The 16,409-nt window shown below is 50.4% G+C and carries 16 protein-coding genes; 8 read left to right on the top strand and 8 right to left on the bottom strand.

What is annotated here, in order from left to right:
- Positions 1 to 277: 277 nt before the first annotated feature.
- The 5 genes from B147_RS0126625 (at position 278) to yedF (ending at position 4,951) form a co-directional block, all read left to right on the top strand.
- On the top strand, positions 278 to 1,420 hold the full coding sequence (locus B147_RS0126625) for an SPFH domain-containing protein (RefSeq protein ID WP_020590248.1): 1,143 nt from the start codon (positions 278 to 280) through the stop codon (positions 1,418 to 1,420).
- A 70-nt stretch (positions 1,421 to 1,490) separates the two neighbouring features.
- Positions 1,491 to 2,645 (top strand): hypothetical protein, encoded by a 1,155-nt coding sequence (locus B147_RS0126620; protein WP_020590247.1) that lies wholly within the window; start codon positions 1,491 to 1,493, stop codon positions 2,643 to 2,645.
- A gap of 115 nt (positions 2,646 to 2,760) precedes the next feature.
- Positions 2,761 to 3,828 (top strand): tRNA dihydrouridine synthase, encoded by a 1,068-nt coding sequence (locus tag B147_RS0126610; protein WP_020590245.1) that lies wholly within the window; start codon positions 2,761 to 2,763, stop codon positions 3,826 to 3,828.
- 67 nt (positions 3,829 to 3,895) lie between these two features.
- On the top strand, positions 3,896 to 4,249 hold the full coding sequence (locus B147_RS0126605; RefSeq protein ID WP_020590244.1) for a YkgJ family cysteine cluster protein: 354 nt from the start codon (positions 3,896 to 3,898) through the stop codon (positions 4,247 to 4,249).
- A gap of 81 nt (positions 4,250 to 4,330) precedes the next feature.
- Complete coding sequence (gene yedF / locus B147_RS0126600) at positions 4,331 to 4,951, top strand: sulfurtransferase-like selenium metabolism protein YedF (protein WP_020590243.1); 621 nt, start codon at positions 4,331 to 4,333, stop codon at positions 4,949 to 4,951.
- Here the strand turns inward: yedF and B147_RS0126595 are convergent, their stop codons facing one another.
- From B147_RS0126595 to B147_RS0126560, 8 genes are all read right to left on the bottom strand, one after another.
- Positions 4,952 to 6,355, bottom strand: coding sequence for an SPOR domain-containing protein (locus B147_RS0126595; RefSeq protein WP_020590242.1), 1,404 nt, complete (start codon positions 6,353 to 6,355; stop codon positions 4,952 to 4,954).
- A gap of 1 nt (position 6,356) precedes the next feature.
- Positions 6,357 to 8,441 (bottom strand): transglycosylase domain-containing protein, encoded by a 2,085-nt coding sequence (locus tag B147_RS0126590; protein ID WP_245569107.1) that lies wholly within the window; start codon positions 8,439 to 8,441, stop codon positions 6,357 to 6,359.
- Positions 8,396 to 9,274: a hypothetical protein gene (locus B147_RS0126585; RefSeq protein ID WP_020590240.1), complete on the bottom strand. Its 879-nt coding sequence runs from the start codon at positions 9,272 to 9,274 to the stop codon at positions 8,396 to 8,398. The genes B147_RS0126590 and B147_RS0126585 overlap by 46 nt, the downstream gene beginning before the upstream one ends.
- 19 nt (positions 9,275 to 9,293) lie before the next feature.
- On the bottom strand, positions 9,294 to 9,929 hold the full coding sequence (locus B147_RS0126580; protein WP_020590239.1) for a zinc ribbon domain-containing protein: 636 nt from the start codon (positions 9,927 to 9,929) through the stop codon (positions 9,294 to 9,296).
- Positions 9,926 to 11,104, bottom strand: coding sequence for a type IV pilus twitching motility protein PilT (locus B147_RS0126575; RefSeq protein ID WP_020590238.1), 1,179 nt, complete (start codon positions 11,102 to 11,104; stop codon positions 9,926 to 9,928). Before B147_RS0126575 ends, B147_RS0126580 begins: the two co-directional genes overlap by 4 nt.
- Before the next feature lie 27 nt (positions 11,105 to 11,131).
- Positions 11,132 to 12,214, bottom strand: a complete 1,083-nt coding sequence (locus B147_RS0126570; RefSeq protein WP_020590237.1) for a type IV pilus twitching motility protein PilT — start codon at positions 12,212 to 12,214, stop codon at positions 11,132 to 11,134.
- A gap of 212 nt (positions 12,215 to 12,426) precedes the next feature.
- The gene (locus B147_RS0126565; RefSeq protein WP_020590236.1) at positions 12,427 to 12,927 is read right to left on the bottom strand and encodes a DivIVA domain-containing protein; all 501 of its coding nucleotides are present in this window, start codon (positions 12,925 to 12,927) and stop codon (positions 12,427 to 12,429) included.
- Positions 12,928 to 12,949: 22 nt separating this feature from the next.
- Positions 12,950 to 13,246, bottom strand: coding sequence for a YggT family protein (locus B147_RS0126560; RefSeq protein WP_020590235.1), 297 nt, complete (start codon positions 13,244 to 13,246; stop codon positions 12,950 to 12,952).
- A 276-nt stretch (positions 13,247 to 13,522) separates the two neighbouring features.
- On the opposite strand from B147_RS0126560, the gene B147_RS0126555 reads away from it, so the two are divergent.
- The 3 genes from B147_RS0126555 to tatC all read left to right on the top strand — a co-directional run bounded on the left by B147_RS0126555 (position 13,523) and on the right by tatC (position 16,369).
- Positions 13,523 to 15,013 carry a DEAD/DEAH box helicase gene (locus tag B147_RS0126555; protein WP_020590234.1) on the top strand — a complete coding sequence of 497 codons (1,491 nt, stop codon included), beginning with the start codon at positions 13,523 to 13,525 and terminating at the stop codon, positions 15,011 to 15,013.
- Between the two features lie 90 nt (positions 15,014 to 15,103).
- A complete protein-coding gene (locus B147_RS0126550) occupies positions 15,104 to 15,493 on the top strand; it encodes a twin-arginine translocase TatA/TatE family subunit (protein ID WP_026259848.1) in 390 nt (129 codons plus the stop codon).
- 18 nt (positions 15,494 to 15,511) lie between these two features.
- Entirely contained in the window at positions 15,512 to 16,369 is an 858-nt protein-coding gene (gene tatC / locus B147_RS0126545) for a twin-arginine translocase subunit TatC (RefSeq protein WP_020590232.1), read from the top strand.
- Positions 16,370 to 16,409 lie beyond the last annotated feature (40 nt).

Genomic DNA, 16,409 nt, shown 5'->3' with positions numbered 1-16,409 from the left:
TCCTCAAATGTAACGTTTCGATTGGTGGGTGAACTCACACACATCCACGTTACATTATCAAAAGACCTGCAGAGTGTCTATTATAATTTTGCGACAAAATAATTTTAGATGTCGCTCCGCCCCCCTGATATCATTGATAATAAATTTTGATGCGTCAGCGCTGTTTATCCAAGCCACCGCCGAATATCGTTTGACACCGGCTGTCGGCTTCTTTTAAAATATAAGCACTTTTTTCTTTGACTTAACCCCGTTTGAAAAAATTCGTAAGGAGGCGCCCATGGGAACCGACAACCTCATTTTCCTTGAAGTGCTGGAGTGGTTTGACCAAACCGGACAGGAACTGGTTCACCGTCTGCCGGAAAAAGGCTCCGGAGAGATCAAATTCGGAGCCCAGCTCATTGTCCGGGAAAGCCAGGCCGCAGTATTCTTCTACCAGGGAAAGGCCGTTGGCGCCTTTGGCCCCGGACGGCATACCTTAAAAACCGCCAACATCCCCATCCTGACAAAAATCGCAAGCCTTCCCTGGGCCATGGAAAGCCCGTTGAAAGCAGAAGTTTTTTTTGCCAACTTAAAAACCTTTACCAACCTGAAATGGGGGACCCGGGACCCGGTGGCATTCAAGGACAAGGATCTGGGTCTGGTAAGACTCAGGGCCTTTGGTGTCTTTAACTTGAAAATTGTTCAGCCGGTCCTGTTCATCAACACCCTGGCCGGCACCCAGGGCATCTATACAAGTGCCGATGTCAGCGATTATCTCAACCAGGTGGTGGTGTCCAGGTTCAACGACTATATCGGAGAGACAGTTTCCTCCATTTTTGATCTGCCGGAACATTACGATGAATTGGGAAAGGGACTGGCCCAAAGGCTGCGTGAAGATTTCAGCGCATTTGGACTTGCGCTGACCCATCTTTACATCAATGCCATCACCCCGCCCCCGGAAGTCCAGCAGGCCATTGATGACAAAAGCCGGTTAGGGCTGTTCGACGATATGAATAAACTGATGCAAATGAAAACCGCCATGGCCATGGAAAAGATTGCTGAAAACCCCCAGGGTATCGCCTCGGACGGCGCCCAGGCAGGCTTAGGGTTAGGCCTTGGCATGATGCTGCCCGGCATGTTTTCCCAGCAGATGCCTTCCCCGGCAGGACAGCCGGCAGACCGGACCGCCTCGACCACAACCTGCCCGGAGTGTCAAAGCCAAATCCCTTTGGACGCAAAATTCTGTCCCCAGTGCGGACACCAGCAGGTGGTCTTTGCCCGGTGCCGGTATTGCGGAAAAAACATCACACCCGGCACAAAATTCTGCCCTCGATGCGGGAAACAAGTCGTGGAAAAGACAACAGAAAAAATCTGCAGCAATTGCGGCGCAAAGAATCTGCCAAATTCAATGTTCTGTAACCAGTGCGGAGAAAAATATTAGCTACACGGTCCAACATCAATGTCCCCAGTGCGGGGCCCCGGTCGCTTTAGGGGAGGAGACCCGGTTTTTTGTGTGCGAATTCTGCCGGGTCCGGTCCTGTATTTCCCAGAAAGGATTTCCCAGGTATTATCTGCCCTGCTCCTCCAAGGTGTCCCAGGATGCACAGTTGATCTATCTGCCCTATTGGCGTTTTAAAGGCGTGCGTTACATGTGTACCGCATCCGGTGTAACCCCTAAATTCACGGATATTTCCACCCTGGCTGTGGCCGATATGCCGCCCCAGATTCCGTTTTCCCTGGGGCTGAGATCCCAGGCCCTGTCTTTGAAATTGATCAACCCTGACACCCAAGGCAAATTTATTCGTCCACTGCCCTCGGCAATGGTATTACAAGACAAAACCTCTGGTCTAAAACCGGAGACGCATATGTTTAAAGAGGATATAGGGGAAACCTTCAGTCTTATTTATTCTCCTTTTTACATCAGCCGGCAACACCTTGTGGATGGGGTGACCAATCAGGCGTTGCACATGGAAAAAGAAATCCCCCCGGATATATTCGACCTTGATCAAGTCCGGCCCGGTATCGAGACCCATTTCATTGCCGGCATTTGCCCCGGCTGCGGGGCGGATCTTGAGGGCAGTGGCGATTCTCTGGTCCTGGTATGCCGGAACTGCCATTCCCTGTGGCGGGCCAAGGGGGAAGAACTTGCAAGAATAAAATTCCGGTTTGCAGCCCCGGCCCACAAAGATGACATCATGGTACCGTTCTGGCAAATCAGCGCCCAAATTTCGCCCATGAACCTGTCCAGCCACGCAGATCTGGCCCGGATGGCAAACCTGCCGCTGGCAATTCCCCGGGAATGGGAGAAAAAACCTGTGCATTTCTGGAGCCCTGCATTTAAGGTCCGGCCGAACATTTTTTTACGGTTGCTGGGTCAACTAACCTCAGCCCAGCTAGAACCGGTCCTGTCCCAAACCGTTGAAGATAACTTGTACCAGCCCGTAAATCTGCCCGCATCCGAGGCCATCCAAACCATTCGCATTACCATGGCCGCCCTGCTGAAACCCAGGAAAGAAATTCTTGAGTGTTTACCTATAACCGAAGTTGCGCCCCAAAGCGTATCCTTGATTTTTCTTCCTTTTAAGTCATCCCTCCATGATATTATCCACCCGGATTTAGGCATTGCCATTAATAAAAAGGCCCTGGCGTTGTCCGGCAACCTATAGTGATCTGTCTGTTGATATTGCACAAACAGGCCATGGCTGATACAACCCCCAAAAGACTGCAAACCAGTAAATGGAAACAACATGAAAATTCAGTGGACCGGCACAGCAAATTTTAATGACACAATTGATTTTTGAAACAACAGTGGCGCACGCCGTCAACACTGCTGACGACCTGGCCCAATATCTGCTCAGGCCCCTTGTCATTGGTAACCGGACCATTTCCAACCGAATGGTGCTTGCGCCCATGGCAGGGCTGGGGCACATCGCATTCAGACAGCTTGTGACCCAATTTTCAGGCTTCGGCCTGCTGTTTACCGGCATGTGCTCCGCCAAAGCCGTTCCCCATGAAAACCCCAAAATCTCCCATGTATTTTCCTGGCAGCCCGAGGAACTGGATCACACGGTATGCCAGATATTTGGGGCAGAACCGGAAATCATGGCCCGGGCCGCCCGACGCATCGAAGCCGAAGGATTCTTCGGAGTGGACTTGAACTTCGGTTGTTCCGTTGCAGCGATCTGCAAAAAAGGTTGCGGAGCCGCACTTTTGAAAACACCGAATAAGGCCGTGAATATTGTATCCGCAGTAAGGAAAGCTGTGTCATGCCCGGTTTTTGTTAAATTCAGAACCGGATGGCAGGATGATCATAACTTCCCTGTAACCATGGCCCGGGACTTTGAAAATGCCGGGGCTGACGCCCTAACCTTTCATCCCCGGGTCGCCCCGGACAGAAGGAGCCGAAGACCTAAGTGGGAACTGATCGGAAAAATCCAGGATGCGGTTACTATTCCCGTGTTCGGCAACGGGAACCTGTTTGCCCCGGAACATGGGATCAGAATGATAAGGGAAACCGGCTGTCAGGGACTCTCCATCGGCAGGATGGCCGTGGCCCAGCCATGGATTTTTGCCCAGTGGACAAAAGGCTTTAAACCGGAACTGTCCATTTATATGGAAACCGCTCTGGACATGGCAAAACTTTTGAGCACCCATTATGAAGACCATTTTGCCCTGAAAATGTTTAAAAAATTTGCCCCGTACTTCTGCGCCAATTTCAAATTCTCCAACGCCATCTTAAAATCCCTGATACGGGCTGAAAATATGAACGAACTTTGTGACAACATACGGCATCTTCTGGACCCTGCACCCCAGACATTACGCCTGCCCAATATCAATCTGTTCATTTGACAATCTTATCTTCAGCAGATATATGCATGGATTTAAAAATGGCTCTGCAACAATGCCGAGGTAAAAAATGACAAACAACAATGAATCTGACCTGACAGGATTTAAATGCCTGGGATGCGGGGCCTGCTGCAGACAAAGCGGCTACGTCCGTCTGGGAAAAAAAGAACCGGATGTCATTGCCCAGTTCCTGAACATGGACGTCCGGGATTTTATAGAGACATTCACCTACCTAACCCGGGAGCGCAACGGCCTTTCAATCATTGATGCCCCGGACGGGGCATGTATCTTCCTGGACAGCAATGGCTGCCGCATTAATCCGGTCAAACCTTCCCAGTGCCGGGATTTTCCTGTCAAATGGCGGTTTTCGGGTTTTGAGCAAATTTGTAAATGGGCACGAAAAAACGATTCGCCGTCAAAATAGTTCCATTGAAATTTTATTAAATTAATTTATCACCTAGACACAACCAATGAACGATTCCTTACAAGGAGAACTTAAAATAAAATGGTAAAAGAACTTGACTGCAGGAAAATGGATTGTCCGGCACCTGTGCTGGAAACAAAAAAATGTCTGGAGAACGACGCGTTGTCGCATATCCGGGTGCTCGTGGATAACGATGCCGCGGTTGAAAACGTCAGCCGGTTTCTAACCTATGCCGGTTTTGAGGTCGGCGTGGAATCCGACGGCGCCGTGTCTATTGTGGAAGGTACCCGGGACCAGTCCGATGCTGTGAAATTTGCCGCCGGACAGTCAGGCTCCGACACCGAGTCACCGGCAGAGGAGAATTCTGCAAAAATCATGGTGATGGCCGCATCCAACAAATTTGGCGTTGGGGACGATGAACTGGGTGCAAAGCTGATGATCAATTTCATCAAAACCCTCAAGGAGATGGGGAAGGATCTGTGGCGCCTGGTTTTTGTCAACCATGGCGTTACTCTTGCCACGGTTGATTCTGCAGTGCTTGAAGATTTACGTGCGCTTGAAGAATCAGGCGTCACTATTCTTGTGTGCGGCACCTGCCTGACCCACCTGAATTTGATGGAGAGAAAAGCCATTGGACAGACCACCAATATGCTGGATATTGTCACGGCCATGCAGTTAGCCGACAAAGTGATCACCTTATAATCAATTCTTGGTTACAAAGAATTCATCAATGATGTGATCGGCTTTTAGCCGGTTGCCGTAGGCTTGGGCACGTTTCTGGTCCGTAAACTCAGATACACGGACCAGATACCAGGTTTTGCCCCCACCGTCCGTGACCTTCATGGTGGTATCAATCCCTTTTTGGGCAAGGGTTGCCATATAATTATCGGCATGGGCCTTTTTATGGTAAGCCGCCACCTGGATGGTAAACGGTTTTGGAATCACAACCTTTATCTGCCGGGCAGGCTGCTCCGCTGTTTTAAACATGTGGGAAAACGTGCCCCATACAAAGAAAATCAACCAGATGCCCAAACAGGCTATTACGATGCCCCATACCCGGCCCCACCATATTTCCCGTGCCTGGATCAGAGTTAAAACGGCGTGTTTGGCTTTTCCGGTTTTGTCTGCGATAAAAGATCCGCCTTCGGACGATTTTCTGCCGATTCCGGACATCAGGGCGGACATCCGGCCGGAAGTTTGTTGCCCTGCATAAATGTCGTGTTCCGGCCGCCACCCTGCAGGGCCATCTTCAACGGCCTGGTCACCCAGACTGCCCAACCGCCCATCGCCCTCTTGATCCCCGGACATAAATGCCGTCAACTCAATCCTTTCATCCCCAAGGGTGCCCAATCCCGGTTCCGGGATTTCCGGCTCAGGGTCCGGCTCCGGCACATCCAGGCGTGCAAACATCATTTCTCGGATCGTTTCGGCCCGGGCCTTATCCTGTTGTGATAGATCCTTATCCCCATCTGTCAAATCCAGAAAGGACCGATACAGACGGCTTGCTGAAAAATCCATCCGGCCCTGTTCCAAGAACAGATCCACCAGAATCCGGCAAAGATCAGGTTCTGCATACCAGTTATCTGCCAATGCCGTAAGTATGGACTGGAAAAATGTGCCGGACAGATCCTGATCCCGGAGGCGTTCAAGCCAAAATCGGGCAAGACTTTCGTCTCTGGGGTTTTGTGCCAGCCAGACGCTTGCTGCGCCCTGGATTTCCCTGCGCCGGCTGCCCGATGCAAGATAAAATCGTGCCAGGGAAGAAATGAGCACAGGGCCTGCCCGCCGTGCAGCCAAAGGGGATATCCAGGCACTGTCAAAGATCCGCACCGCCCGGATAAACTTTTTTTCAGCCCGGGTGGCAATGCCGGAACGCTCCCATAACTGTGCTTCCCGGACCAGTCCCTTTATGTGCCAAAGCCCTGCAATATCCATGGATATACCCAGGCCCAGGCCGAACAACAGATACATCAAACAAATAAATACCGAAGCAGGCATATCCGAAAGCCAACCGGTCAACCGGGGAAACAAAATAAATCCCGAAGGCAGAACCATCAGGGTTGTCAGCCAGAACCGGACACTGATATGTCGGATAACACGAATCATCTTAATATCCCCGGCAGGGCTCCTGGCCCTTTTTCAGCGCCACACGAATGGTGCCGGCAGGGTCTGCCACGGGCTGTGGCGCATCCGCATCATCAAGTACATCCTGATCTTGCCTTGAACCGGCCGGACATCCCGTGGTCTTATCCACTATTTCATACCGAATATCCGGCGGCATTAAAAAATCACGTTCCGGCTCACCTTTCATGGCCCGAATCATGAAATCCGTCCATATGGGCACAGCCCCGCGCCCCCCGGTAATCCCCCTGCGGTTTTTATCTTTAAGTTTTTTCTTCTTGTCGTACCCGGTCCACACGGAAACACAAAGGGACGGCGTAAACCCGGTAAACCAGGCATCATTATAATCGTCCGTGGTGCCGGTTTTTCCGGCAGCCGGGCGCTTAAATCCCAAGCGCCGAACCCCACTGCCAGATCCGGAATCCACAACGCCTTCCATCATGTCCACTACCTGGAACGCTGTTGCCGCATCCAATACCCTGCGATCCTTGACAATATGCTCAAAAAGCACCCGACCTCTTGCATCCTCAACCCGCCAGAACAAAAAGGGTTTATGATAAATGCCCAGACCGGCCAATGTGGAAAACCCGGACGCCATATCCATAACGCTGACGTCAGAGGAACCAAGGGCTAATGAATATACGGATTTTAACGGACTTTTTACACCACAGGCCTGGGCCACATCCACCACGGCAGCAGGCCCCACATCAACCACCATCTGGGCTGCAATGGTGTTCACCGAATGGATCAGGGCCTGCTTAAGGATCATGGGGCCCCTGTATCTTTTTTTAAAATTCTGGGGGTACCAGTCAGGTGCCCCTTTAATGGAAATGGCCACAGGCCTGTCCTGGAACACGCTGGCCGGATGCAGTTTTCTGTCCCTGAAAGCGGCGTAGTATAAAAAAGGTTTAAATCCGCTGCCGGCCTGGCGTCTGCTGTTCACGGCCCGGTTAAATTCACTGGCATAATAATCTCTGCCCCCCACCATGGCCTTAACAGCGCCACTGGCGGTATCAATCGCCACCAGGGCAGCCTGGGGTTTTTCGTTCACTCCTTTATCCAGCCCTATAAGCTCATCAAGCCGGGCCATTCCTTCCATCACCGCGGTACGGGCATCGGCCTGAAGTCTTGAATCCATAGTCGCGTATACCTTAATGCCGCCATGATACACCACATCCTCGCCGTATATGTTTACAAGCTTTTGGATCAAGGCATCCAGGAAATAGCTGCCGGTACGGGCATCTTTGCGGCCGTCGTGCAGTTCAGGGTGGACGGCATCGGTTTCGGCAGCCATCTCTGCCGTGATAAACCCGGACGCCACCATGCGGTGCAACACCACACGTCGCCGGGCAAGGGCCTTATCATAATGCCGGAAAGGGTTATACTGGCTGGGAGATTTGGGCAGCCCCGCAAGCATCGCAGCTTCGGCCAGGGTCAAATCCTGGGCAGGCTTATCAAAATACATGCGGGCCGCCTTCTCAATGCCTTGGGCCCCGGACCCGAAATGGATCTGATTGATATAGGCCTCAAGGATCTGTTCCTTGGTATTTGCCTGCTCAATTTGAAACGCCACCAGCATCTCCTTGAATTTGCGCTGCCAGGTCTTTTCAAAACTGAAAAACAGATTCTTGGCCAGCTGCTGGGTAATGGTTGAGGCGCCCTGAATCCGGCCCGGCTCAAACAGGGTAATATACAAGGCTTTAAAGGTACGAAGCTTATTTACACCATGATGCTCAAAAAATCTGTGGTCTTCGGTGGCCACAATGGCATTGAGAAAATCAGCTGATACCATGTCCAGGGAAACAGCGGTCTTCTCGCCAAGGGCAATGAGCACTTGGCCGTCTGCGGCATAAATCAGGCTCTGGGGAGTTTCAATAATACGGCTTAAAGGTGAGGGCAGTTTAGGCAGGTCCCGGGAAATATGGAAAACCATCAGGCAGCTTGCCGCAGCCATGAGACCAAGGGCAAGAAGCCCGGTATAGAACAGCAGCCGCATCAGCGAAACCAGCCATGAAAACAGCCGCATCAGCCGTCTCCCTTCAGCACCAGGGTCAACTGCCAGACCGCCCATTCCCGGGCTTTAACTTCCACCACCCGGGATTCACCCAGGTGCCGGAATTCAAATCCCAGGCTAATAAAACCGTCCTGGGCTGAATTGCCCACACCCACACGGTCAAGTGCTCCTGTTTCAGATAAAAGATCTTCCGGATCCGGAATCAGATCGGATCTCATGTCCCCCGGCAGCCTTGAGACAGCGCTAAAAAAAACAGAGGCCGGATAAATTCTGTCAAAAAATTCAGGGGCATTGTCCAGGGTGCCCGGGATTACGGATTGGCTGCCGTTGTTTCCCAGAGTCTGCAGATCCAGATCCACCTGCTGGACAACCCGGTTCTGGGTATCAATGAAAAAAATCTTCATGCCGCCCATGCGGCCTTCACAAAAAATCCGGTCAGTGGCCCCGCCGTTGAGCAGCCATACCAGGCGCACCGGATCAACCACATTCCTGCGGCGGTAGGGGGGTAAAGCCAGATACAGTTCCCTGAACCGATCCTTGTCCAGGGTAGCCCATTCCCCGGGCCCGAGCTTGACCGAAAGATCTGCAAAGGACTCCGCAGTCCGCACCGTTCGACCGGCACTTTCCCGGGCAAGCGCCATCCGGTCCAGGGATTGCAATGCATTGACCATGTGCTGACCAGCCTCCCAGACGGCACCGTTTTCAGGGCGGGTGTCATTGGTGGAAGAAAGATAATTGCCCACCAGACGTTCGCACCAGTCAAAACGGAATTCAGATACAAGAATAATACAGGTAATCGAAAGAATGACCAGGTTTAAAAGAGAACAGATTCGTTTGAGCCATTCTCCCGGGGTCCCCGGTCCATACCAGTTTTGCGCGCGAAGATTCATAAGAAAAACGAAAAAGGCCCTAGGCTTTACCCACAGCTTTCATTGAATCGTTGAACACGGCATACATCTGTTCATGTTCAGACAGGGCCACGGCCAAAACATCATTCACCAGGGAGGCGTCTTCCAGCTCAAGGTCCTGGGATCTTATCACATAGTTTGCGCTAAGCTCCAGGGCCGTCATGGCATTGCCGGTCTCAAGCTTCGGACCAAGCCGGATAAGACAAATCTTGCGGCGAAGGAACATATCCATGTTGTTCATATAGGCAGTTACGACCTTGTCCGTATCAAAGGCGTCATCTATCACCACCAGCGGGTAGACATAATATTCAAGATTCTTCAATGCCTGGGCCGGCGTTTCAGGCGTATGGGGTTTTAACCCCGCATTTTCCAGGCCGGCCATCATCCGGTTACGGCCAAGACACGGTGCGATGCAGACCAGCGCCTGGTTCGATCCGCCTGTCTGGAGCTTAGGTACATCCGGGCCCATGCCGGCTGCGTTCTGCTCAAAACCGGCTCCCCCGGTATTTCCGGCCAACGCCTTGACTGGGACAGAGGCTGCGCATTTGGGACATTTAAATGAGAAGTCTTTGTCTTTTGGAATCTTATCATCGGGCAGGTTTGTATTACTGCCGCATGTCGGACAAGCGATCTTCATAATGAGTTATCCTCCTCTCCCCCGTAACTGCGGTCAATCTCAAGGGACTGAATGCCACTGGTGGATTCACCCCTGGCGCTTTTGATCCGGTCAAGCCCCCTGCCCACAACATCTTTGCGGGATGCATAGGCCATAGCCGTATTTTCGTCTATCTTTCCCGTTTCATACAAATTGATAATAAACTCATCAAAGGAAATCATGCCCTGGGCTTTGCCCGCAACAATGATGTCATTAAAGGTCTTGCCCTCGGACTCCCCGTTTAAAATGGAATCCTTGACCCTCAGGTTGGTACCCATGATTTCAAAGGCGGCCACACGCCCTCCGCCCACCTTGGGCAAAAGCCGCTGGGCCACCACCCACCGGACAGTATCGGCCAGGCGGATACGAATCTGGGTCTCTTCTTCCGTGGAAAACATGCCCAGCACACGGTTAATGGTCTGTCCGGCATCCACGGTGTGCAGGGTGGAGACCACCAGATGGCCGGTCTCGGCGGCAGCCAAACCGATTTCAACCGTTTCCCGGTCCCGCATTTCGCCCACCAGAATCACCTTTGGCGCCTGGCGCAAGGCCGCCCGCAGGCCCGAGGCGAAGGTATCAAAATCCATACCCAACTCCCGCTGGTTAAAGGTGGATTGTTTCTGGGTATGCTGATACTCGATGGGATCTTCCAGGGTAATCACATGCACGGATTTGGTTTCGTTAATCTTGTCTAAAAGCGCGGCAAGTGACGTGGATTTACCTGAACCTGTGGCACCTGTAACAAAGATGATGCCGTTCTTCTCCTCGGCCATTTTATGAAAACTTGCCGGCAGATTGAGCTTTTCAATGGTGGGGATCGTGGTTTCAAGTTTTCTTAATACAATGGCATACTTACCTGACCTGGAAAAAATGTTCACCCTGAATCTTGCCTTGGTGCTCAGCTGGTAGGATAAATCACAGCTGCCTTCCCGCAGCAGGGTTTCAAGCTGTTTTCTGTCATTATTAATAAGATTGAGCGCCAGGACCTCGGTTTGAAAGGGCGTCAGGACAGTGAACCCCGCCCCTATATCGACGGCCGAAAGCTGGCCTGAACTTTCCACCTGAAGGGGTTTGCCCGGGGTAATGTTCAAGTCCGACACATTGTCGTGGGAATCCAGCATCTTAGTAAGGATATAATCAAGCTGCTGTTTTTTCATGCCTTACTCCTATGATTGAACCTGTGATCACGCTTCGGTGAAATCTGCAGGCGGATGTTTAAGAAACGGCCGGAACAACGATTTGTTATTTGCCTTTGAATAGGCATCATCGGGACTGATCTTTCCTTCTTTATACAGCACCATGATGGCATCGTCCAGAAGCTGCATCCCGTATTGCTTGCCGGTTTGGATCATGGAAGGGATCTGATGGGTTTTGGATTCCCGGATGAGATTTCTGACCGCAGGGGTTGCCACAAGGATTTCCAGTGCGGCACACCGCCCCTTTTTGTCAACCCGTTTAAACAGCACCTGGGCGACGATGGCGCGAAGGCCGTCTGACAGTGTTGAGCGAATCTGGGCCTGTTCGCTGCTGGGAAAAACCTCAACAAGCCTGTCCACGGTTTTATGCGCACTTGATGTATGCAGGGTTCCAAATACCAGGTGACCGGTGGAAGCCGCTTCAACAGCCAGGGAAATGGTTTCAAGATCCCGGAGCTCACCCACCAGGATAATATCGGGGTCCTCACGCAGGGCGCCGCGAAGCGCCGAAGAAAACGTTTTGGTATGGGTCCCCACTTCCCGGTGGTTCACGATACATCCCTGGCTTTTGTGAACAAACTCGATGGGGTCTTCCACGGTAATAATATGGTCTTTTCTGTTTCTGTTGGCCTGGTCAATGATGGCAGCAAGGGTGGTTGATTTACCGGAACCGGTGGGCCCCGTCACCAATACAAGCCCCCTGGGCAGGTCTGCCAGTTTTGAAATCACCGGCGGCAATCCGAGTGCTTCGGCAGTGAGAATATTCGAAGGAATTTCGCGGAATACGGCGGCTATACCGTTTTTCTGCATGAAATAATTGGCCCTGTAACGGGCAAGGCCTGGAATTTCATACCCAAAATCAACATCCCCGGTCTCTTCAAATTCCTTAATTTTTTCCTGGGAGGTGATTTCATAAAGCATGCCGCGCAGTTTATCATTGGTCAACTTATCGTATTTAATTCGCTCAATGTCGCCGTGAAGTCTCAACGCAGGCTGCTGCCCCGCAGTCAGGTGCAGGTCGGACGCCCCCTGATCATGCATAAGCTTGAAAAAAGCATCGATTTCAGCCATTTCTTCCCCTTTTATTTTATCATTTGCCCCCTGAACGGAGAATATTGGAAACGCCTGTCCACAACGTAACACAGCCCTGCACGATGAGGGCGCGTCACCAAAAGCATCATATAAAATTCAAATTTTCTTATTAAATTACTTTTAAGTTTTGTTGTGGGTCAAGCCTGGGTGTTTATAGACCAGGTCGGCCCATGGCCTTTATTTGAAAGGGATCAGGCCCGGCGGATAAATTTCAGGGCCGCCTCTGATTCGTCGGCCGCTTTGTTTTCTTCTTTAGTCATCTCAAGCAATTTTGAGTGGGACTCAAGTACCGAACTGATCTGCATTTCAAGCTGAATGCGCTGGCGTTTAAGTTCCGTAATATCGCTATGCAACTGGGAAAGACGTTTATGAGCCCGGTTCAAAATCTTTTCAGCCTCAACTTCTGCGTTGGCAATGGTGACCTGGGCAGATTTTTCCGCATTATCCTTCATCTGATCCAGTACTTTCTGGGACTGAATCATTGCATTTTTCATTGATTCTTCGCGTTTTCTATAGCCCTGATTTTCCAAGTTCAGGCGGTGGTGTTCCTGCCTGAGCTTTTCCAGATCAGTTTCCTGGGATTCAAGTTCCTTTGCTATTTCCTCAAGAAAGGCATCCACTTCCTGTACATCAAACCCTCTGAAACGGGTGGTAAATTCTTTTTGTTTAATCACCAGTGGTGTAACGCCCATTAATAAGCTCCCTTTATGGTTATCACATCGAACGGGACAGGCCAATGAGACTTTTTACAACAAAATTCTGAAGAAAAATAATAACTAAAAATACAACAATCGGGGACATGTCCAGCCCGCCGAAGGTCACGGGAAGATGTTTGCGGATCTGGTAAAACACCGGTTCGGTTGCCTTGCGAAGGAACCGGACGATTGGGTTGTACGGATCCGGATTCACCCAGGACAGCACGGCCGAGGCAATAACAATCCACATATATATGTTTAAAGCGTAGTCAAGAACAATGGCAATCGCCATGAAGAAATTGGACAATATCAGCATTCCACGTCACCCTGGTTCAGGTTATTTTTGCTGAAAAATTACCGTGAAACAATTAGAAAGTCAAGTTTTTTTGATCTTTTTGTCTATATTATCGTAGCTTAGAAGACCGTTCAGACCTATTCAAGAGTGTTTACACACAAGGATTGACCCCATACCGTTCCACAAAACGATATTTTACTTCCCAAAAAACGGCGGGTCTGTTAAAAAAAGTACTGAGTATTTAATCTGATCCCGAGCCATAGATGTTTACCTTTAGAGAGTTATGTTTAAATCATTTTGAAACAATTAATCAATTTTATAAAGACACTTTTTACCGGAAAACCCCAAAAACAAGACAACGGCACATCAATTCCGCAACCTCGGATGCCCGAACCGGATAGTCCCTCCCTTGACAGAGATGCCGGGACGGTTAAAAAGCCCCGGCCAAAACCCAGAAAACCGCGCTGGACACTCGAAAAATTCCAGGTCGAGCCCCAGGAGGGAAAGACCCGGTTCCATGACTTTAAGCTTACCACAGGACTGATGCATGCCATTTGTGATCTTAACTTCCAATACTGTACAGATATCCAGGCCCGGCTTCTTCCCCACACCCTTGACGGCCGGGATGCCACGGCCAAGGCCCAGACCGGAACAGGCAAAAGTGCAACCTTTATAATTACCTTGATTGATCGGTTTGTCCGCACATCCGTCAAGCGGCAAAAAAAGTATCCCAGAGCCTTAATCCTTGCCCCCACAAGGGAACTGGTTTACCAGATCGAGAAAGACTTCGAGGGACTTGCCAAATATTCCCATCTTCGAATTGTCCCGGTCTTTGGCGGAACGGATTATCACAAACAGCAGACCCTTCTCACAGATAAACCCGTGGATGTCATCGCCGCAACCCCGGGACGCCTTCTGGACTTTATCTCAAAAAAATTGATTGATCTGTCCAGGGTGGAGATTGTCGTCATTGACGAAGCGGACCGAATGCTGGACATGGGATTTATCCCGGATGTCCGCCGCCTGATTTACATGACACCCCACAAGGACAAACGACAGACCCTGTTTTTTTCCGCCACCCTCACAGAGGATGTGCTCCGCCTGGCCGAATCCTGGACCCGGGATGCCGTGCGTATTGAGATTGATCCGGAACAAGCTGCTGCAGATTCCATTACCCAGCTTGTTTATCTGACCACGGAAGAGGACAAGTTTAAAAATGTATGCAACCTTTTGATCAGCGAACAACTTGAGCGGGTTATCATCTTTGTCAACCGCAAGGATACGGCCCGGTATCTGTCGGAAAAATTATCCAGGTACGGCCTGAACGCAGGGATACTTTCCGGGGACGTGGCCCAGGACAAACGATTCAAGGTACTCAACAGATTTAAAACCGGAAATCTCAATGTCCTGGTGGCAACCGATGTGGCAGCCAGGGGGCTTCACATTGAAAACATCAGCCATGTCATCAACTATGATCTGCCCATAGAACCCGAGCATTACATCCATCGAATCGGCCGTACCGGCAGAGCAGGCGCCACCGGCACCTCAGTAAGTTTTGCCGATGAAATGAGTTCGTTCCAAATCCCGAAAATCGAAGAGGTACTTGGTCACAAGATCAGCTGTGAATATCCGACAGCGGCTCTGGAAGCGGATCTGCCCGCACCGGCGGCCCCATCCCCTTCTAGAAAACTGTCCAAACAAAATATTACAAAAGGTTCGAATAGGGGTAAAAAGCCCTACAGAGGAAGAAGAAAACCGTCAAAAACAGTAGCAACCAAAAATCCATAATCCGGTCCCGGTTGACACCCAACCATGTTCAATGTAAAAACAACTTAAAGTAATAAATCCAATAGAAACCACAAGGAGTAACACCAATACATGTTTGGTCTAGGAATGCCGGAAATTTTGCTGATTCTGGCCATCGCCCTTATCGTTATAGGCCCGCAGAAATTGCCGGAAGTAGCAAAAACGCTTGGTAAAGCCATGGGGGAATTCAAACGATCTGCCCAGGATTTAAAAAATTCCATTGATGCAGAAACCACGGTGAAAGAAGTCAAGCCGAAGCCTGTTAAAACAAAACTCAAGGATGTGATCAAGGATATAGGTACGGAAGATTCCAAACAGGAGCAGGCGTCTGATAACCTCGAGACTCCTGACAAGGCGGATGGCGTGGAAATCCATCCCCCGGAACCGACACAGGACAGCCCGGCTGCAGACACGTCATCCCCGGCTTCACCCGAAACAGAAACGCTCCCCCCTAAAGAATAAAGCCATCAGGTATCCGATATGAGCGATCAGGAAGAAAAGAGTCCTTTTACCGAGCACCTGGGCGAATTGCGTGACCGTCTGATTCACGCCTTTATTGCGGTGGGTTTAGGCTTTGTTGTTGCCTATTTTTTCAAAGAACAATTGTTTGAGATTCTAACGGCCCCCCTGGTAACCGCCATGGAAAAAAGCGGCAATGCAAAATTAATTTTTACAGGACTGCCCGAAGCCTTTTTTACCTATCTTAAAGTAGCGCTGCTGGCAGGCATTGTTCTTGCCACCCCGGTGCTTTTTTATGAATTCTGGATGTTTGTCTCTCCGGGGCTGTACCGGGAAGAGAAGAAGTATATTTTGCCCATAATCATTCTCTCGCTTATCTTCTTTATTGCCGGCGCATCATTCGGGTATTTCATTGTTTTTCCATACGGGTTCCAGTTTTTTTTAGGCTTTACCACGGAAACCATCCAGGCCATGCCTTCCATGAAGGAGTACCTCTCCTTTGCATCCAAAATGCTTCTGGCCTTCGGATTTGTTTTTGAGTTGCCCCTTGTCCTGACCTTTTTATCCCGCATGGGCCTGGTGACCCCCGCTTTTTTAAAGAAAAACAGAAAATACGCCCTGCTTCTGTTTTTTGTGGGTGCAGCAATCATTACCCCCCCGGATGTGGTTACCCAGATCATGATGGCCATGCCGCTGATTATTCTGTATGAAGTCGGGATTCTCGGCGCCAGTGTTTTCTCCCGCAAATCCCCGGTTCAGGAAGAGGAAAATGACGACGAGGATGAAGATGAAGATGAAGATGAATCCTTCTCCCAAGAGCCTGAAGACGAAACAAAGGCAGAACACGATTCAGACACGGAAGATGAAAAACAGCGCTGACGCATCAAAATTTATTATCAATGATATCAGGGGGGCGGAG

This window comes from Desulfobacter curvatus DSM 3379 (genome assembly GCF_000373985.1).
In the GTDB taxonomy this organism is placed as follows: domain Bacteria; phylum Desulfobacterota; class Desulfobacteria; order Desulfobacterales; family Desulfobacteraceae; genus Desulfobacter; species Desulfobacter curvatus.
Note: the sequence above shows the minus strand (reverse complement) of the source record. Positions and strands in the feature narration are given on the sequence as shown.